Raw genomic sequence first — 17640 nt, 5'->3', positions numbered from 1 at the left:
GGGTGGCCCTGATCAGCGGACGACGTCGAAGACCTGCTTCTGCAGGCCGTTGGCGTAGGTCTCGTGCTCGACCAGCTTCAGCTTCTGGACGTCCTTGTCCGTGGCGCTGAAGAGCCGCTTGCCCGCGCCGAGCAGGAGCGGGAAGACGAGCAGGTGGTAGCGGTCGATCAGGCCGGCGTCCGAGAGGGCCTGGTTCAGGCTCGCGCTGCCGTGGACGATGATCGGGCCGCCCTCGGTCTCCTTGAGAGCGGCGACCTCGTCGAGGGAGCGCAGGATCGTGGTCTCGCTCCAGTTGGTGACGAGGTCGTCCTCGGTGAGGGTGGTGGAGACGACGTACTTCGGCATCGCCTTGTAGTCGGCGAACTCCGCCATGTCGGGCCAGACCGCGCTGAAGGCCTCGTAACTGGCCCGGCCGAGGAGCATCGCGGAGGCCTCCTTCTGCTCACGGCCCTTGATCTCGTACGCCTCGGGGAGGAAGTCGATGTCCTTGAAGGTCCACCCGGAGTTCCGGTAGCCGGGCTCGCCGCCGGGGCCCTCCACGACGCCGTCGAGGGAGATGAAGGCGGTGCTGATGAGAGTGCGCATGATGGCTTCCTAGGCGTCTTGGTCGGTCGGCTGCTTCGGTCGTGATCTATGACTGGGGAGCGCAGAAAAACTCATCGGTCGTGTTCGGACCCGGACCCGGTGGGGCCACCTGGCCCTCCGGGTGCCCGCCCGACGGGGGACGTGGGCGGGCGCGGCCGGTGCGTTCATGGAGACGGGGGTCGTATCGGCCTACGTTCCGGTCCATGATGCAGCAGAAGGCCGGCCTTCTGGTCGGCGCCCCTCCCGAGCAGGACCCGAACCCGAAGGGCCCCGCCCCGGCTCCCTGGGACGCCGTCCGGTCGTACGGGACGTCCCGTACCGCGATCGCGGCGGTCTGGGCGCTGACCCGGATCGTCATGGTGTACCTGCTGGTCCAGGACGACATCGGGGTCAGCAACGTCTCCTCCGAGGTGGAGTTCCTCTACCCGCGCTGGGCGGAGCAACTGGCCGGCGGCTCGTACCCGGTCGGCGACGTCACCTGGCAGTACCCGCCGGGCGCGGGCCCGCTGTTCCTCTCGCCCTCGCTCCTGCCCTTCCTCGACTACTTCGCGGCGTTCCTCGTGCTCACGCTCGTCGCGGACGCCGTGGTCACGGTGGCGCTGGCCCGCCCGGGCCGCAGGCTCGCGGGGGCCTGGCTGTGGACCGCGGGGCTGCCGCTGCTCCTGAACCTGCCGCACGGGCGGTTCGACATCCAGGTGACGGCCCTCGCCGTCCTCGCGCTGCTCGCCGGGCGCCGCAGCCCGCGCCTCGGCGGGGCGCTCGCCGCGTTCGGCGCGCTGATCAAGGTGTGGCCGCTGCTCACCCTCGTGGGCCTGGAGCGGGGCCGTACGACCAGGGACGCCTGGGTGTCGGCCGCCGCGGCCGCCGCGGCGCTCCTGACCGTCCTCGCCGTCGCCTTCCGGCACAGCTTCGACTTCCTCCAGCAGCAGGGCGCGCGGGGCGTGCAGATCGAGTCGCTCGGCGGCACGGTGCTGTCGCTGATGCGGGCGGCCGGGCTGCCGATCTGGGTCGAAACGCGGTACGGCGCCCTGGAGTTCGCCGGTGAGCACGTGGGGAGCGTGGCGCAGCTGTCGCTGATGCTGACGGCGGCGGCCTTCGGCTGGCTGATGTTCTGGCGGGGCCGCGCCTCGCGCTGGACGGAGGCGACCCCGTTCGACGCGGCGCTCACCGCGATCCTCCTGTTCACGGTCACCAGCCGGGTCATCAGCCCCCAGTACATGGTCTGGCTCCTGGGCCTGGCCGCGGTCTGCCTCACCTCCCGCCACACCACGCAACGCCCGGTCGCCTGGGTCCTCCTCGCCGCGACGGCGGTGACGGCCCTCGCCTTCCCGACGTACTACCTGGAGGTCATGCAGGGTTCCGCCCTGGGCAACACGCTGATGGTCCTCCGGAACGGGCTGCTGCTCGCGGCGGTGGTCCTCTCCTGCTTCCGCCTGTGGCGGGCCACGGCAGCGGACCCCGGCCCGGGTCCGGAGTGAGGCCCACCTACGGGCTCAGGCCGGGAACCTGTGGTCCACCCAGCGGAAGCTGAACTCGATCAGGGCCGCGCCCGCCGCCGCGATCGCGACCGCTGTCCACGGCATCGTCACGCCGACCAGCTTCAGGGCGAAGAAGTCCTGGAGCCAGGGGACGACGAGGACCAGGAGGAAGGCGCCGCCCATGGTGGCGACCAGGGCGATGCGCCACCAGGTGTAGGGGCGGGCGACGATCGCCAGGACCCACATGGAGACCAGGAACAGGGTCAGCGTCGCCGCGCTCGTCTCGGCGTCCAGGGCGCCCGGGCCGCTGTAGTACGAGCGGGCCACGAGGTACGTGGCGAAGGTGGCGGCCGCCGCGACGATGCCGCCGGGGATCGCGTACCGCATCACCCGTTTCACGAAGTGCGGCTTCGCGCGCTCCTTGTTGGGGGCGAGCGCGAGGAAGAAGGCCGGGACGCCGATCGTCAGGGTGGAGAGCAGCGTCAGGTGTCGGGGTAGGAACGGGTACTCGACCTGGCTGCAGACCACCAGGACCGCCAGCAGCACCGAGTAGACCGTCTTCGTCAGGAAGAGGGTCGCGACCCGGGTGATGTTGCCGATGACCCGGCGGCCCTCCGCGACCACCGACGGGAGCGTCGCGAAGGAGTTGTTCAACAACACGATCTGGGCCACCGCCTTGGTCGCCTCCGAGCCCGAGCCCATCGAGACGCCGATGTCCGCGTCCTTCAGCGCGAGCACGTCGTTGACGCCGTCGCCCGTCATGGCGACCGTGTGGCCGTGGGACTGGAGCGCGCCGACCATGTCCCGCTTCTGCTGCGGGGTGACCCGGCCGAAGACGGTGTTGCGGTCCAGTTCGTCCGCCATCGCCGCTTGCTCCGTGGGCAGGCGGCGGGCGTCGACCGTGTGCTCGGCGCCCGGCAGGCCCAGCTTGCCCGCCACCGCTCCGACCGAGACCGCGTTGTCGCCCGAGATGACCTTGGCGGCGACGTTCTGGTCGGCGAAGTAGGCGAGCGTGTCCGCCGCGTCGGGGCGCAGGCGCTGCTCCAGGACCACCAGGGCCGTCGGGCGCGCCTCGGCGGCGACCTCCGGGGAGTCGAGCTCGCGGGCCGTGCGGGCGAGGAGCAGGACGCGGAGCCCCTGCTCGTTGAGGTGGTCGATCTCGGCGAGCGTCGGGTCGCCGGCCTTCAGAAGCACGTCGGGTGCGCCGAGCAGCCAGGTCGAGGTGTCGCCGTTGCCCTCGCTGAAGGCCGCGCCGCTGTACTTGCGGGCCGAGGAGAACGGCAGCGACTCGGTGCAGCGCCACTCCTCCGCGTCCGGGTAGGCGTCGATGATGGCCTGGAGGGAGGCGTTGGGGCGCGGGTCGGACTCGCCGAGGGCGCCGAGGACCTTCCGTACGTACGTCTCGTCGCTGCCGTTCAGCGCGCGCAACTCGGTGACGTCCATGCCGCCCTCGGTGAGCGTGCCCGTCTTGTCGAGGCAGACGACGTCGACGCGCGCGAGGCCCTCGATGGCCGGCAGCTCCTGCACGAGGCACTGCTTGCGGCCGAGCCGGATCACGCCGATCGCGAAGGCGACGGAGGTGAGGAGGACGAGCCCCTCGGGGATCATCGGGACGATGCCGCCGACGGTCCGGGCGACGGACTCCTTGAAGTCGGTGTCCTTGACGACGAGCTGGCTGATGATGAGGCCGATCGCGGTCGGGACCATCATCCACGTCACGTACTTGAGGATCGTGGAGATGCCGGAGCGCAGCTCGGAGTGGACGAGGGTGAAGCGGGAGGCCTCCTCGGCGAGCTGGGCCGCGTACGCCTCTCGCCCGACCTTCGTGGCGGTGAACGCGCCGCCGCCCGCGACCACGAACGAGCCCGACATCATCGTGTCGCCGGGCTTCTTCACCACCGGGTCGGCCTCGCCGGTCAGCAGCGACTCGTCGACCTCCAGGCTGTCGACCTCGGCCACCTCGCCGTCGACGACGACCTTGTCGCCCGGCCCGAGTTCGATGAGGTCGCCGAGGACGATCTCGGAGGTGGAGACCTCGGTCGCGGCCCCGTCGCGGCGGACCGTGGGTTTCGCCTCGCCGATGACGGCGAGCCCGTCGAGGGTCTTCTTGGCGCGGAGTTCCTGGATGATGCCGATGCCGGTGTTGGCGATGATCACGAAGCCGAAGAGGCTGTCCTGGATCGGCGCGACGAAGAGCATGATCACCCAGAGCACGCCGATGATCGCGTTGAAGCGGGTGAAGACGTTGCCGCGGACGATGTCGGCGGTGGAGCGCGAGCTGCGGACGGGTACGTCGTTCACCTCGCCGCGCGCGACGCGTTCGGCGACTTCGGCGGAGGTCAGTCCGGCGGCCCGGTGGACGACGGGTGGTTCGTCCGCGGTGTTCTCGCTGCCGTCGGTGTCGATCTTCGCCCGCTGAGTCATGTTTCCGACGGTACGACCGGAAGCGAGCGTTCACCTGCCGGGAACGGTGAACATCAGACCGCGGGAGGATCGAAATCGTTCCCCGGTACTACGGCACGACCGCCCTACGACGCGGGCGTGTCCTTCGCCGCCTCCGCGCGCTTGATCGCCGCGTCCCGCTTCCGTACGTACCAGATGCCGATCAGCCCGAGGCCCGCGCCGGCCAGGCACGTCCAGACCCACCAGGTCAGGTCGCGGTCGTCGAACCAGCCGTAGAAGGGGACCTGGACGAGGAAGAGCACGAACCAGAGGATCGTGCCGCCCGTGATGGTGGCGACGACCGGCCCCTCCAGGGGCTCGGGTGCCTCGTGCTTGGGGGTCCACTTCGCCATGCGGTCAGTCTAGGCGTCGTTTCCGAGGGTCTACGCGCGGAGATGGACGCTCGCTCGTTCATGTGTTCATACTGAAACGGTTTGCTTCTGGCGGGTTTCCTTCGTATGAACCGCCAATCTCAACCCCACGAGGAACCCCCATGAGCACCACGGCCGCCGCCAAGGCCATGCCCCCGTCCCCCGAGGACCGCACTCCGCCCTCCGGAGGACTCGACCGCTTCTTCAAGATCTCCGAGCGCGGTTCCACCGTCGCCCGCGAGGTCCGCGGCGGTTTCGCCACCTTCTTCGCGATGGCCTACATCATCGTGCTGAACCCGATCATCCTCGGCAGCGCCAAGGACATGTACGGGCACCAGCTCGACAGCGGCCAGCTCGTCACCGCGACCGTGCTCACCGCGGCCTTCTCGACGCTCCTCATGGGCGTCATCGGCAACGTCCCGATCGCCCTCGCGGCCGGTCTCGGCGTCAACACGGTCGTCGCGCTCCAGCTCGCGCCCCGGATGTCCTGGCCGGACGCCATGGGCATGGTCGTCCTCGCCGGCATCGTCGTGATGCTGCTCGTCGCGACCGGGCTGCGCGAGCGCGTGATGAACGCGGTCCCGGTCGGCCTGCGCAAGGGCATCGCGATCGGCATCGGCCTCTTCATCATGCTCATCGGCCTCGTCGACTCGGGCTTCGTCTCCCGTATCCCCGACGCCGCGCACACCACCGTCCCGCTCCAGCTCGGCGCCGACGGTCACCTCACCGGCTGGCCGGTCCTGGTCTTCGTCCTCGGCACGCTGCTCACGCTCGCGCTGATCATCCGCAAGGTGCCGGGCGCGATCCTCATCTCCATCGTCGTGATGACGATCGTCGCGATGGTGATCAACGCGGTCGCGACCGTCCCGTCCTGGGGTCTGACCACCCCGACCTGGCCCGGCAACCCGGTGGCCTCGCCCGACTTCGGGCTCGTCGGCCAGGTGAGCCTCTTCGGCGGCTTCGACAAGGTCGGCATGCTGACCGGCGTCCTCTTCGTCTTCACCGTGCTGCTGTCCTGCTTCTTCGACGCGATGGGCACCATCCTCGGCGTCGGCGACGAGGCGAAGCTGATGGACAAGGACGGCAACTTCCCCGGCATCAACAAGGTCCTGCTCGTCGACGGCCTGGCGGTCGCCTCCGGCGGCGCGACCTCGTCCTCCGCCACCACGTGCTTCGTGGAGTCGACGGCGGGCGTCGGCGAGGGAGCCCGTACCGGCCTCGCCTCGGTGGTCACCGGCGCGCTGTTCTCGGTGGCGCTGTTCCTCACGCCGCTCGCGACGATGGTCCCGTCCCAGGCCGCGACGCCCGCGCTGCTCGCGGTCGGCTTCCTGATCCTGGCCGGTTCGGTCAAGGAGATCGACTGGAGCGACTTCACCATCGCGGTGCCGGCGTTCCTGGCGATGGTGATGATGCCGTTCACGTACTCCATCACGAACGGCATCGGCATCGGCTTCATCGCGTTCAGCGTGCTGCGGCTCGCGGCCGGCCGGGGTCGTGAGGTCCCGGTGGCGATGTACGTCGTCTCGGCGGTCTTCGTCTTCTACTACGCGATGCCGGCGCTGGGCCTCACGTGACCCTCAGGCGGTAGGAGCGGTGTCCGCGGGCTTCTCCTGCAGCCCGTAGAACTTCTCCGTCTCGTCGACGGCCGACTTGAACCGTTCGTCGAAGTCATCGCGGATGAGCGTCCGGACCACATAGTCCTGGACGCTCATTCCGCGTTTGGCGGCGTGTCCCTTGAGACGGTCGAGCAGCTCACCGTCGATGCGCAGGCTGAGCACGGTCGATCCCATGCCCGTCAGGGTCGCGGCACAGACAGGCCCGGTGCGTCACTTTCCGAATACTTCTCACTCGTTTGGGTGACAGATTCGGTCGGCGGCATTCCGAATGGTATTTAGACCGTCTAATGAGTTACGCTAAGGACCATGCCTGACCTGTCCCACGGCACCGCCGACGACGCCGCCGCCGTGAACGCGCTCCGCTCCGCCGTCATGCGCCTCAGCCGACGACTCAAGCACCAGCGCGTCGACGAATCGCTGAGCCCGACCGAGATGTCGGTCCTCGGCACCCTCGCCCTCTGCGGCCACGCCACCCCCGGTGAGCTGGCCCGCAAGGAGCACGTGCAGCCGCCGTCGATGACCCGCATCGTCGCGCTGCTCGAAGCCAAGGGACTGGTCCGGCTCGAGCCTCACCCCGACGACCGCAGGCAGAAGGTCGTCAGCCAGACCGAGCGGGCCGAAGCCATGCTCGAAGAGTCCCGCCGCAAGCGGAACGCCTGGCTGGCCACCCTCGCCGACGGCCTGGACGAGGACGAATGGGCCAAGCTCCGCGCCGCCGCCCCCGTCCTGGAGAAGCTCGCCCACCTCTAGACCCCTACGCCGAGGAGGCGACGCACTTTGAGTACGGGACCCGGAGCAGACTCCGCACCCGTCCACAAACCCGCTACCCACACCCGCGGGCGGGGAGAAACCTTCTCCTCACTCCGCATACGCAACTACCGGCTGTTCTTCACCGGTGCCATCGTCTCCAACACCGGCACCTGGATGGCCCGTATCACCCAGGACTGGCTGGTCCTGAGCCTCACCGGCTCCGCCACCGCCGTCGGCATCACGACGGCGCTCCAGTTCCTCCCGATGCTCCTCTTCGGCCTGTACGGCGGAGTCCTCGCCGACCGCTACCCGAAGCGGCAGATCCTCCTGATCACCCAGGCCGCCCTCGGCCTCTGCGGACTCGCGCTCGCCGTCCTGACGCTCTCCGGCCACATCCAGGTCTGGCACGTCTACCTGGTCGCCTTCCTGCTCGGCATGGTCACCGTCGTCGACAACCCGACCCGGCAGTCCTTCGTCTCCGAAATGGTCGGCCCGGACCAGCTCCGCAACGCCGTCTCGCTGAACTCCGCGAACTTCCAGTCCGCCCGGCTCGTCGGCCCCGCCGTCGCCGGTCTGCTGATCGCCACGATCGGCAGCGGCTGGTCCTTCCTCCTCAACGGACTGTTCTTCCTCGCCCCGCTCACCGGCCTGCTGCTGATGCGCCCCGCCGAGTTCCACAAGGTGGAGCGCGCACCGCGCGGCAAGGGCCAGCTGAGAGAGGGCCTGCGGTACGTCGCCGGGCGGCCGGAGCTGATCTGGCCGATCGTCCTCGTGGGCTTCATCGGCACGTTCGGCTTCAACTTCCCGATCTGGCTCACCGCGTTCTCCGAGGAGATCTTCCACGTGGGCGCGGGGACGTACGGCTTCCTGAACACGCTCCTGGCGGCCGGCTCCCTCGCGGGCGCGCTCTTCGCGGCGCGACGCGGCTCCACCCGGCTGCGGACGCTGGTGGTCGCGGCCGTCGTCTTCGGCGTCCTGGAGATCACGGCGGCGCTCTCGCCGGCCTTCTGGCTGTTCGCGCTGCTGCTCGTGCCGATCGGCATGTTCGGCCTCACGGTCAACATCACCGCCAACTCGGCCGTCCAGCTCGCGACGGACCCGGCGATGCGGGGCCGGGTCATGAGCCTCTACATGATGGTCTTCGCGGGCGGTACGCCGTTCGGCGCGCCGCTGCTCGGCTGGATCACGGACACGTACGGCCCGAGAGTCGGCTTCGCGACGGGCGGCCTGGTCTCACTCGTCGCGGCGGGCACGATCGGCCTGATCCTGGCCAGGGTCGGCGGCCTGAAGATGGCCCTGGGCTGGCACCACGGCCACCCGAGGGTCCGCTTCGTCCCGCGGGAGAGGCTGGCGACGGCGGCGTAGCCCTTGGGCGGGCGGCGGGCGGGGTGTGACTCCCTACGCCCGCCGCCCACTCCCGCGCCTCACACCCGCTGTTCCAGCACCTGCCCCGGCCAGCCGTCGCCCACCGTGAAGGACTCCGTCCTCCGGAAGCCCTGGCGCTCGTAGTACTCCACCAGCCGCCCCTCGCTGCCCGCGAAGCAGTCCACGCGCAGCAGCGAGAGGCCCTGGCGGCGGGTCTCCTCCACCGCGTGCGCGAGCAGCGCCGCGCCCACGCCGCGGCCGTGGAAGCGGGCGTCGGTCGCCAGGATGTGGACGTACACCTCGGGCTCGTCCGCCGGCGCGACGTACGGCGCCGGGTGCGGGGTCAGGGTCAGCGTGCCCGCCGGTACGCCGTCGATCTCGGCGATCCACGGGGTGCCCTCGGCCACGATCTCCCCGACCCGGCGCACCGACTTCTCACTGGCGGACCACGGCCGGGTGCCCCACTGGTCGGTGATGCCCTTGCCGTTCAGCCAGACGACGGCGCTGTCGAGCAGCGCGAGTATCGCGGGAACGTCGTCCGCCCCGCCCTTCCTGATGGTGATCTCCATCCGGCCGACGTTAGCCGCTGCCAGACTCGACCCATGAGGCTTTTCGCGGCCGTTCTGCCGCCCAAGGAGCAGCTGACCGAACTCGCCGGGGTCCTGGACCGCGTGAACCACCTGCCCGGTGCCGACGCGCTGCGCTGGACCTCCCGGCCCGGCTGGCACTTCACGCTCGCGTTCATGGGGGAGGTCGACGAGGAGCTGCTCCCCGACCTCCACGCGCGGCTCGCCCGCGCCGCCCACCGCACGGACCCGTTCGGCCTGCGGCTGCACGGCGGCGGCCACTTCGGCCGGGCGGTGCTCTGGACGGGCGCCGCGGGCGACCTCGACGGGATGCGGCTGCTCGCCGAACGTGCCGACGCGGCCGCCCGCCGCGCGGGCGTCCCGATGGACGAGCACCGCCGCTACCAGGCCCACCTGACGGTCGCCCGTTCCCGCGACGGCGTCGACCTGCGCCCGTTCGTCGACGCGATGGCCCCGTTCGAGGGCACCCGCTGGCAGGTCTCCGAGCTCGCCCTCGTCCGCAGCAACCTCCCGACCGGCGGCGTACCGGGGGAGCAGCCCCGCTACGAGACGGTCGGCACATGGCCCCTGGGCGGGCCGGGGGAGCCTCCGGGTTAACCTCGTCGTGTGGACCCGAAGACTCGTAACCGGATCATGGCCGGTGTGCTCGTGCTGATGTTCGCGATCGTCGCCGTGTCGTCGGTGCTCGGCCAGTAGCCCGGCCGAGCACGCGACGACGGCGACTCTGCCCGCCTACCAGGCGAAGGCCTCCGGAGAGGGGCCCGGGCCGGGGAAGATCTCGTCGAGGCCGGTCAGTACCTCCTCCGAGAGCTCCAGCTCGACGGCGCGCAGCGCGCCCTCCAGCTGCTCCGCCGTGCGCGGCCCGACGATGGGGCCGGTCACCTGGGGCCGGGTGAGCAGCCAGGCGAGGCCCACCTCGCCCGGTTCGAGACCGTGCTTCTCCAGCAGGTCCTCGTACGCCTGGATCTTGGCGCGTGAGGACGCGTCGGCGAGGACGTCGGCGGCCCGCCCGCTCGCGCGCCGGCCACCCGCCTCCTGCTTCTTGATGACGCCGCCGAGCAGCCCGCCGTGCAGCGGGGACCAGGGGATGATCCCGAGGCCGTACTCCTGCGCGGCCGGCAGCACCTCCATCTCGGCGCGCCGCTCGAAGAGGTTGTACAGGCACTGCTCGCTCACGAGACCGACCATGCCGCGCCGGGCGGCGGCCTCGTTGGCCTGGGCGATCTTGTAGCCGGGGAAGTTGGAGGAGGCGGCGTAGAGGATCTTGCCCTGCTGGATCAGGACGTCGATCGCCTGCCAGATCTCCTCGAAGGGGGTCAGGCGGTCGATGTGGTGGAACTGGTAGACGTCGATGTAGTCGGTGCCGAGCCGCTTGAGGGAGGCGTCGACGGCGCGGCGGATGTTGAGGGCGGAGAGCTTGTCCTCGTTGGGCCAGGTGTCGCCCTCGCGGGACATGGAGCCGTAGACCTTGGTGGCGAGGACGGTCTTCTCACGCCGGCCGCCGCCCTGGGCGAACCAGCTGCCGATGATCTCCTCGGTACGGCCCTTGTTCTCACCCCACCCGTAGACATTGGCCGTGTCGAAGAAGTTGATGCCCGCGGCGAGCGCGGCGTCCATGATCGCGTGGCTGTCGGCCTCGTCCGTCTGCGGGCCGAAGTTCATCGTGCCGAGGACGAGTCGGCTGACCTTGAGTCCGGTGCGTCCGAGCTGCGTGTACTTCATGGTCCCCAAGCCAAGCCCTTGGAGCGCGCTTCAGGCAAGGGGGTTCCGCGGGGGGCCTCTTTATGCGGCAACGCGCATAGTCGCGTCCGTGCATGGACGACCGACGGCGCTGCTCCGTACGGTCTTGGTGGCCGGCCCCGACCGGGCCGCGAACCAGGGGGCTCACATGGCTCGTGAGGAACTGACCCGACTCACCGGAAACGGGAATGGGAACGGCGAGTGACCGGCTTGCTGGCCACTCCTGAATATGTGCGTGCCAGCCTGGCCCACTCGCCGGCGGATACGAGCAAGGCCGTGGCGGGCAAGCTGGAGCGGCAAGCCGTCCTGTACGACGCCTCGAAGCGGTTTACGTTCATCCTTGCCGAACAGGCGGTGCGCTGGCCCGTCGTGGCCCCGCTCGCGCTGGCCGAGCAGATGGACCGGCTGGCATCTCTGTCGTACCTGCCGAATGTGAGTATCGGACTGATCCCCATCGGGCTACCGACGCCCAGAGTCCCCCTGAACACCTTCACCATCTATGACGGTTCACTCGTCACCATCGAGACGACCTCCGGAAGCATTGTTCTGCGGGACGACCGCGATATCCGCGGGTACCTCGACGAGTTGGCGGGATACGAGAGCCGAGCCCTCTTCGGCGAGGACGCCAGGGAGCGACTCTCCGAATGGGCCGCGGCCTGTCGTTCTTGATCTTTACCCCACCACGCGACTCACACGCGATGGGGCGCCCGTTCTGCGGAAGCATCCCCGCCATGAGCACACCGAAGACGACGATGGCGGGACCGGTGCAGGTGTCCCTTCCTCTGGAGCAGCCCGAGGCGGTCTCGGGCTGTCGTGAGTGCCTGGGGCTCGCGGTGAAGCGGGCCAACGCGTGGTCGATGGGGGACTACTCGAAGGTGTCGGACGTGAACGTGGCTCTGCGGGCACACCTGCGGCAAGCGCACGGGGCCCGTTGATGGCGGGCACGATCCTGCGGTACGTGGAGCACCGGATCACGCGGCACCCGGACACGGACGTGACGTTCGAGGCGGAGTGTCTGCGGTGCGGCTGGGCGGCGAAGCCGTCTACCGACGGCGCGGCGGTGGACGTGGAGTGCATGAGCCACACCGGCCTGAGCGGACACGGAGGCTTCCGGCGTGTGTGCACCTCCTTCGCCGTGGTGGTCCGCTCGGAGGAGGAAGGGTCCCCATCGCGCTGAGGGGCGGCGGGGCGCCTGGTCGCGCCGGTCGGGTTCACGTGCCGCCGAGCCAGCTTGTGGCGTCCAGGCGGTACGTGGTCTCCGGCGGGACTACCTGGCGGAGGGCGGTCTCCAGGTCTCGTACGCGTGCGGTGCCCAGGGTCCGCGTCCACTCCGCGCGCAGTTCGTCGAAGATCGCGGCCGAGCGGGCGAGCGCGTCGAGGCCGTGCGGGGTCAGGCGGACGAGCTTGCGGCGGGCGTCGGTGGGGTCGTCGGCGCGTTCGGCGTAGCCGACGGCGAGGAGGCGGTCGACGGTCTTCCCGGCCGCCTGCTTGGAGACACCGAGGTGGCGCCCGATGTCGCTGGCCGTCGCGCCCCGGGGTCCGCCGGCGGCGATGGCCTGGAGCGCGAAGCCGTGCGCGGGGCGGAGGTCGGGGTGGCCCTGGCGGGCGAGTTCGGCGTGGAGCCGGTCGATGAGGGTGCGGAAGCCGGCGAAGAGGAGGAGGGGGAGCTCGAATCCCGGCACGGAATCGGCGGATCCCGCGGATCCCACGGATTCGCCCTTGCCTGAATCGACAACCTGGTTTACGTTTCTCTCGTGCGCATGGTCAACCATGTTGTCGATTCTATCCTCTTCCCCCTGGAGTCGCCTTGTTCGTCGATCACACCCTTGAGACCGCCCCCGCCGCCTCCCGCCGCTCCATGGAGCGCGTCGCCGGGGCCTGGGGGCACCTGCCGCAGGCAGTGGCCCGTATGGCCGAGTCCCCGCACGCGCTGGACGGCTTCCTGAAGCTGAGCGCGATGTTCGAGGACACGACACTCGACCCGCACGCGCGCGAGACGGTGATCCTGACGGTCGCCGTACGCAACCAGTGTCATCTCTGCATCCGGCTCCACGAGGGGAAGCTCGCCTCGCTGGGACCGGCCCCCGAGCCCGAACGCCTGGAAGGGATACGGCAGTTCACGCACCAGATCCTCGCCGCTGCCGGAGCTGTGAGCGACGAGGATCTGGAGAGTTTCTTCGGTTGGGGTTACACCCGCCAGAACGCCCTGGAGGTCGTCCTCGGCATCGGTGCCTACACCCTGTCCACCATGGCGAACCGGCTGACCCGCTCGGCCTGAGCCGTGTGAGCTGGGTGAGCGTCACAGGAGGATCAGAGCGATGAGCACCAGGACCGAGCCGAGCGTGGCCAGTGCGAAGCGGGTCAGGACCACCGGGCGCAGCCAGTTCGGGAGCGCGGAGCCGGCGGCGGCGATCACCGCCCTGGCGTCGATGGCGCGGACCGCCGCGTCCTCGGACCTGGCGAAGGCCGCCTCGGTGTAGCGGGTGGCGAAGACCTGGCCGGCGGTGATGAAGCCGACGATGAGGAGGACGAGCGGCTCGACGACGAAGGAGAGGGTGCGGCCGAGGTCGCTGCCGGTGAGGGTGAGCGCGCCGAGGGCGGTCATCGTCACGCCGATGCCGAGCGCGAGGGCGAACTCCCAGGCCTTCTCCTTGAACGCGATGCCGTGCCGGGCGAGGACCTCGGCCCCGTGGCCCTGGCGGGCCATCTCGGCCTCGGCGGCCCGCTGGGCGCCGCCGCCGCGGAACCAGGCGACGACCGGGATGACGAAGAAGGTGGCGGCGAGAAGGAGTTGGAGGGAGGCGGCGAGGGTGGTGGAGAGCTGCATGGTGATCGTCGATCCTCAGTCTGTGGGGGGGGGAGGGAGTGGGTCGAGTGGGGTGGAGTGGGGCCTGTATGTCGGTCAGGCGACGGCGATCGTCACCAGCGCCAGGGCCGAGCCGCAGAAGACGATCGCGTGGCGGATGTTCTGCTGGATCCGGACCCAGCCCGGGAAGGCGTTCTCGGCTGCCTTGAGGAAGGCGGGGACGTCGATGCGGGTCAGCTCGGGGTCGCCCTTGCGCTCGAAGGCGGTCCGGACGGAGGAGACGGCGGTCAGGTTGCTGTAGAGGATCAGGCCGTTCATGACGATGACGAGCGACTGGAAGATCCAGGTCAGCGTCTGACCCCAGTCGTTGCCCGCGAAGTTGAGGGCGGCGAGCGCGGTCATGACGACGGCGACGGAGACCGGGGCCCATGTCTCGTGGCCGCTGGCGTCGAAGGAGATGTCGTTCTCGGCGAGGACGCCGGGGCGGATGCCCTGGCGGTCCAGCTCACGGTCGGCGGCGGTCAGCGCCGCCGGGCCGAAGCGGGCCCGGACGATCGGGATGCTGACGAAGGCGAGGGCGATGAGGATCTGCATGACGGCGGCGAAGCTGGCGTTCATCGGGGTTCGTCTCCTGCGGTTCGGTGGCGTGTCGTCGTTCCCTTACGAGGAAGACGGTGCCGAACCGCGCTGACACCCCGCCGACCGTCGCCTGACAGCCGCGCGCGGGACCTGTCAGTTCGCCCGGCGCCCTGTCAGCGGACCTCCGTACGGGGCCCCGAGCCCCCACGCCTGGTGCATCGCCGAGCTGAACGCGGCCGCCAGTTTGTGCTCGCCCGACGGGCCTGGGTGGGTGCCGTCGTAGGTGTCGGTGTCGAGGTCGTACGACTCCGGTGTCGTCGCCAGGAGCAGCGGCGACGCGGCCGTGTCCAGGTCGGCGACGGCCTTCGCGAGCAGCTCGTTGAAGCGCTCGCACTCCGCGGCGAAGGGCGCGTCGTAGGTGGCGCGGACGTTCGGGATGACCGGCATGACGACGAACCGGACGTGCGGGTTCGCGGCGCGGGCGGCCGCGACGAAGGCGCGTACGTTGTCGGCGGTCTGGGAGCTGTTCGTGTAGAAGCCGAGGTCTATCAGGCCGAGGGAGACCAGGAGCACGTCCGCCCCGGTCGCCGTGACCGTCTCGCCGATCAGCGGCGCCATGTGCAGCCACCCCTCGCCCCAGCCGGCCAGGTGCCGGCGCGCGGGCGCGGGGAAGCCGGGGTCGGCGTAGTCGTGTGAGAGGGGCGCGTCGGCGCCGGAGTCGTACAGCTCGGTGCGCGGGCCGACGATCTCGTACCGCCCGGGCAGCGTCGCTTCGAGGTGCTGCCACATCCGGTAGCGCCAGGTGTGGTCGCCGGCCCGTCCGATGGTGCAGCTGTCGCCGACGAACATGAAACGCATGGTCACATCATCCCGGAGGCCTCCCGGGAGCTGCGACGTGATCCCGGCCACCCCGGCGGCGGGCGTGCTCGCGCCACAGGGCGTGCAGGGTGGGGGAGCCGGTGGGTGGTGCGGGCTGTGACGGGCACACGTCGAAGTGGCAGATCCGGCAGGTGTCGGACGGCTGGGCGTTGCCGAGGTTGACCGCCGTCCCGTCGCCCGCGACGCGCCAGCGTCTGCCCGCCGGGACGGATCCGACCGGCCACTCTCCGACCTCGAGCAGCATCCACTTGCCCCGGACCGTGCGGTGCCAGTCGGCGCGCGCGCCGCACCGACCACAGGCCGCCACCCCGCTGTCGGGCTGCGTCGGTACGCCCGCGTCCAGCGGAGCCATCCCGGACAGGACCTCCCCCACGAGCACCGGATCACCCATACCGCCTGAACCTCCCCATCGTGCGTGTTCCACGCAGTCAACGCCGACGAGGAGTCGGGTGATCCGAAAAGCGGGGAACACCCCCCGAACGAGTGGACGACCGAACGTCGTCCGACCGGCGGCGGTCCATCCCGGAGATTCCCGGAGCCGTGGCAGGCTGGACGGTATGCGATCACTGCTGGGTGCCTCCGGGGCCGCCGCTCTCGTCCTCCTCTCGGGCGTCCTGCTCCCGGGGCCCGTCGCGTTCGCCGCCGACGGGGCGGACCAGGACTTCACGATCAAGGACCCCCGGATCACGGAGTCCAGCGGCCTCGCCGCCAGCCACGCCCACCCGGGCGTCTACTGGACCCACAACGACCAGGACGCCCCGCTGATCTACGGCATCGACTCCCGTACCGGCGAGACCGTCGCGACGCTCACCATGAAGGGCGTCGGCACGCCCCGCGACATGGAGGCGATCTCCGTCGGCCCGGACGGCGACATCTACGTCGGCGACATCGGCGACAACAAGGACGGCACCTGGGACCACGTCTGGATCTACCGCTTCCCCGAGCCGAAGCAGCTCAGGAACCAGACGGTGACGGCGAAGCAGTACGACGTGGAGTACGCCGACGGCCCGCGCAACGCCGAGGCGCTGATGGTCCACCCGAAGACCGGCCGGGTCTACATCGCCAGCAAGAACGAGAACACCGGTGGCCTCTACGCGGGCCCTGAGCGGCTCTCCACCTCCGGTACGAACGTCTTCCGGCGCGTCGACGACGTGCCGTGGGTGACCGACGGCGCGTTCTCGCCGGACGGCGACCGGCTGCTGCTGCGCGGCTACTTCAGTGCCAAGGAGTACGCGTGGAAGGACGGCCGCCTCGGGGACGACGGTACGAGCGTGGGGGCGCCGTTCCAGGGGCAGGCGGAGTCGGCGACGTACACGAAGGACGGCTCGGCGCTGATGTTCGGCTCGGAGGGCGCGAAGAGCGGTGTCGTCCGGGTGGAGCTGCCCGAGGCCGACCGCCCGGCGGAGAAGGCCCCGGGCTCGTCGCCGGCGAAGGACGGGGCGAAGGAAGGGTCGAAGGATTCGGGCACGACCCCCGAGGAGCGCGGCAACTTCACCGTCGGCGTGATCGTCCTCGGCATCGCGACCGCGATCGTCATCGGCGGGAAGCGCCTCCTGCGTCGCGGCCGCTGACGCCGCCCCTCAGCCGCCGGCGCCGCCCCGTCGGCCGCCGGCGCCGGCGCTTCGGCCGCCGACGAGGGCTTCGAAGCCGTCGAGGAGGCGGTCGAGGCCGAACGTGAAGTGGTCGAAGTCGCGGGCGAAGGTGTCCTCGGCGAGCGCCGCCATCAGCGGGTAGTCGCCCGAGGCCATCGCCCGCTCCAGGAAGGGCTGTTGGCCCGTCCAGAACTCCTCGTCGCTCACGCCCGTCTCCTGCGCGGCCTCGGCGGCCTGGCTCTCCATCCGCGCGATGCCGGCGACATAGCTCTGCACGGTGACGATCACGCCGATGGTCTCCGGGTCGCTCAGCCCCATCCCGTGCGGCCCCTTCAGGCCCGAGAGGCAGAGTTCGAGGCCGCGCAGCGCGCTCGGGCCGAGGACCGAGCGGGCCTGGTTGACCTTCAGGAGCCAGGGGTGGGCCTGGTAGAGCTCGCGGTACGAGCGCGCGAGCTGCTCGACCGTGTCCCGCCAGTGGGTCGGGACCTGCGGGTCGTCCTCGTAGGACTCGCCCTGCACGCGGTCGAGCATCAGGTCGAGCAGCTCCGTCTTGCCCGGGACGTACCGGTAGAGCGACATCGTCCCCACGCCGAGCTCCGTGGCCACGCGCCGCATGGAGACGGCGTCCAGACCCTCCGCGTCGGCGACGCCGACGGCGGCCGTGACGATCCGGTCGAGGGTGAGGCCCGGCTTGGGGCCGCGGCTGGGGCGCTCACCCGTACCCCACAGGAGATCCAGGCTGCTGCTCGTCGTCGCGCGCTTCATGGCCTCACTCATGGGCTCACCTTAAAACTGGGTACGGCGTACTCTGATTCGGGTACGGTGTACTCAGTTTCGCCGAGCGGAGGTT

22 protein-coding genes are annotated in these 17640 nt (G+C 70.3%); 10 read left to right on the top strand and 12 right to left on the bottom strand.

Going from position 1 to position 17640, the window contains the following annotated elements; genetic code table 11:
- Positions 1–12 precede the first annotated feature (12 nt).
- Positions 13–585: a dihydrofolate reductase family protein gene (locus AB0F56_RS12155; protein ID WP_362007332.1), complete on the bottom strand. Its 573-nt coding sequence runs from the start codon at positions 583–585 to the stop codon at positions 13–15.
- A gap of 356 nt (positions 586–941) precedes the next feature.
- On the opposite strand from AB0F56_RS12155, the gene AB0F56_RS12150 reads away from it, so the two are divergent.
- Complete coding sequence (locus AB0F56_RS12150) at positions 942–2063, top strand: glycosyltransferase family 87 protein (RefSeq protein WP_362007875.1); 1122 nt, start codon at positions 942–944, stop codon at positions 2061–2063.
- Between the two features lie 15 nt (positions 2064–2078).
- Here the strand turns inward: AB0F56_RS12150 and AB0F56_RS12145 are convergent, their stop codons facing one another.
- On the bottom strand, positions 2079–4487 hold the full coding sequence (locus AB0F56_RS12145; RefSeq protein WP_362007329.1) for a cation-translocating P-type ATPase: 2409 nt from the start codon (positions 4485–4487) through the stop codon (positions 2079–2081).
- Between the two features lie 104 nt (positions 4488–4591).
- A complete protein-coding gene (locus AB0F56_RS12140) occupies positions 4592–4858 on the bottom strand; it encodes a DUF2530 domain-containing protein (protein WP_362007326.1) in 267 nt (88 codons plus the stop codon).
- Positions 4859–5025: 167 nt separating this feature from the next.
- On the opposite strand from AB0F56_RS12140, the gene AB0F56_RS12135 reads away from it, so the two are divergent.
- Positions 5026–6450, top strand: coding sequence for an NCS2 family permease (locus AB0F56_RS12135; RefSeq protein WP_362007872.1), 1425 nt, complete (start codon positions 5026–5028; stop codon positions 6448–6450).
- A 3-nt stretch (positions 6451–6453) separates the two neighbouring features.
- Here the strand turns inward: AB0F56_RS12135 and AB0F56_RS12130 are convergent, their stop codons facing one another.
- Complete coding sequence (locus AB0F56_RS12130; protein WP_362007323.1) at positions 6454–6666, bottom strand: ribbon-helix-helix protein, CopG family; 213 nt, start codon at positions 6664–6666, stop codon at positions 6454–6456.
- Positions 6667–6798: 132 nt separating this feature from the next.
- Between AB0F56_RS12130 and AB0F56_RS12125 the strand changes: the two genes are divergently transcribed.
- Both AB0F56_RS12125 and AB0F56_RS12120 read left to right on the top strand, forming a co-directional pair.
- A complete protein-coding gene (locus AB0F56_RS12125) occupies positions 6799–7242 on the top strand; it encodes a MarR family transcriptional regulator (RefSeq protein ID WP_362007321.1) in 444 nt (147 codons plus the stop codon).
- A gap of 27 nt (positions 7243–7269) precedes the next feature.
- Positions 7270–8607, top strand: a complete 1338-nt coding sequence (locus AB0F56_RS12120; protein ID WP_362007318.1) for an MFS transporter — start codon at positions 7270–7272, stop codon at positions 8605–8607.
- Between the two features lie 59 nt (positions 8608–8666).
- Here the strand turns inward: AB0F56_RS12120 and AB0F56_RS12115 are convergent, their stop codons facing one another.
- On the bottom strand, positions 8667–9176 hold the full coding sequence (locus AB0F56_RS12115) for a GNAT family N-acetyltransferase (protein ID WP_362007315.1): 510 nt from the start codon (positions 9174–9176) through the stop codon (positions 8667–8669).
- A gap of 33 nt (positions 9177–9209) precedes the next feature.
- On the opposite strand from AB0F56_RS12115, the gene thpR reads away from it, so the two are divergent.
- Positions 9210–9791, top strand: a complete 582-nt coding sequence (gene thpR, locus AB0F56_RS12110) for an RNA 2',3'-cyclic phosphodiesterase (protein WP_362007313.1) — start codon at positions 9210–9212, stop codon at positions 9789–9791.
- Between the two features lie 135 nt (positions 9792–9926).
- Here the strand turns inward: thpR and AB0F56_RS12105 are convergent, their stop codons facing one another.
- On the bottom strand, positions 9927–10916 hold the full coding sequence (locus AB0F56_RS12105) for an aldo/keto reductase (protein WP_362007311.1): 990 nt from the start codon (positions 10914–10916) through the stop codon (positions 9927–9929).
- A gap of 219 nt (positions 10917–11135) precedes the next feature.
- On the opposite strand from AB0F56_RS12105, the gene AB0F56_RS12100 reads away from it, so the two are divergent.
- The 3 genes from AB0F56_RS12100 to AB0F56_RS12090 all read left to right on the top strand — a co-directional run bounded on the left by AB0F56_RS12100 (position 11136) and on the right by AB0F56_RS12090 (position 12111).
- Entirely contained in the window at positions 11136–11603 is a 468-nt protein-coding gene (locus AB0F56_RS12100) for a DUF5753 domain-containing protein (protein WP_362007309.1), read from the top strand.
- Positions 11604–11665: 62 nt separating this feature from the next.
- Positions 11666–11869, top strand: a complete 204-nt coding sequence (locus AB0F56_RS12095; RefSeq protein ID WP_362007306.1) for a hypothetical protein — start codon at positions 11666–11668, stop codon at positions 11867–11869.
- On the top strand, positions 11869–12111 hold the full coding sequence (locus AB0F56_RS12090) for a hypothetical protein (RefSeq protein WP_362007303.1): 243 nt from the start codon (positions 11869–11871) through the stop codon (positions 12109–12111). Before AB0F56_RS12095 ends, AB0F56_RS12090 begins: the two co-directional genes overlap by 1 nt.
- Positions 12112–12145: 34 nt before the next feature.
- On the opposite strand, the gene AB0F56_RS12085 is transcribed toward AB0F56_RS12090, so the two are convergent.
- A complete protein-coding gene (locus tag AB0F56_RS12085; protein ID WP_362007301.1) occupies positions 12146–12706 on the bottom strand; it encodes a MarR family winged helix-turn-helix transcriptional regulator in 561 nt (186 codons plus the stop codon).
- A 35-nt stretch (positions 12707–12741) separates the two neighbouring features.
- Here AB0F56_RS12085 and AB0F56_RS12080 point away from each other — a divergent pair, with 35 nt between their 5' ends.
- On the top strand, positions 12742–13212 hold the full coding sequence (locus AB0F56_RS12080; RefSeq protein WP_362007298.1) for a carboxymuconolactone decarboxylase: 471 nt from the start codon (positions 12742–12744) through the stop codon (positions 13210–13212).
- Between the two features lie 21 nt (positions 13213–13233).
- On the opposite strand, the gene AB0F56_RS12075 is transcribed toward AB0F56_RS12080, so the two are convergent.
- From AB0F56_RS12075 to AB0F56_RS12060, 4 genes are all read right to left on the bottom strand, one after another.
- On the bottom strand, positions 13234–13761 hold the full coding sequence (locus AB0F56_RS12075) for a hypothetical protein (RefSeq protein WP_362007296.1): 528 nt from the start codon (positions 13759–13761) through the stop codon (positions 13234–13236).
- A gap of 75 nt (positions 13762–13836) precedes the next feature.
- Complete coding sequence (locus AB0F56_RS12070) at positions 13837–14358, bottom strand: hypothetical protein (protein ID WP_362007294.1); 522 nt, start codon at positions 14356–14358, stop codon at positions 13837–13839.
- 114 nt (positions 14359–14472) lie between these two features.
- Positions 14473–15177 carry a GDSL-type esterase/lipase family protein gene (locus AB0F56_RS12065; RefSeq protein WP_362007292.1) on the bottom strand — a complete coding sequence of 235 codons (705 nt, stop codon included), beginning with the start codon at positions 15175–15177 and terminating at the stop codon, positions 14473–14475.
- Positions 15178–15184: 7 nt separating this feature from the next.
- Positions 15185–15589 (bottom strand): DUF6083 domain-containing protein, encoded by a 405-nt coding sequence (locus tag AB0F56_RS12060; protein ID WP_362007289.1) that lies wholly within the window; start codon positions 15587–15589, stop codon positions 15185–15187.
- Positions 15590–15755: 166 nt separating this feature from the next.
- On the opposite strand from AB0F56_RS12060, the gene AB0F56_RS12055 reads away from it, so the two are divergent.
- Positions 15756–16769, top strand: coding sequence for a WD40 repeat domain-containing protein (locus tag AB0F56_RS12055; protein ID WP_362007286.1), 1014 nt, complete (start codon positions 15756–15758; stop codon positions 16767–16769).
- Positions 16770–16778: 9 nt separating this feature from the next.
- On the opposite strand, the gene AB0F56_RS12050 is transcribed toward AB0F56_RS12055, so the two are convergent.
- Positions 16779–17567: a TetR/AcrR family transcriptional regulator gene (locus AB0F56_RS12050; protein ID WP_362007283.1), complete on the bottom strand. Its 789-nt coding sequence runs from the start codon at positions 17565–17567 to the stop codon at positions 16779–16781.
- Between the last annotated feature and the right edge of the window lie 73 nt (positions 17568–17640).

This window comes from Streptomyces sp. NPDC026092, from assembly GCF_040638605.1.
Lineage (GTDB): Bacteria > Actinomycetota > Actinomycetes > Streptomycetales > Streptomycetaceae > Streptomyces.
Note: the sequence above shows the minus strand (reverse complement) of the source record. Positions and strands in the feature narration are given on the sequence as shown.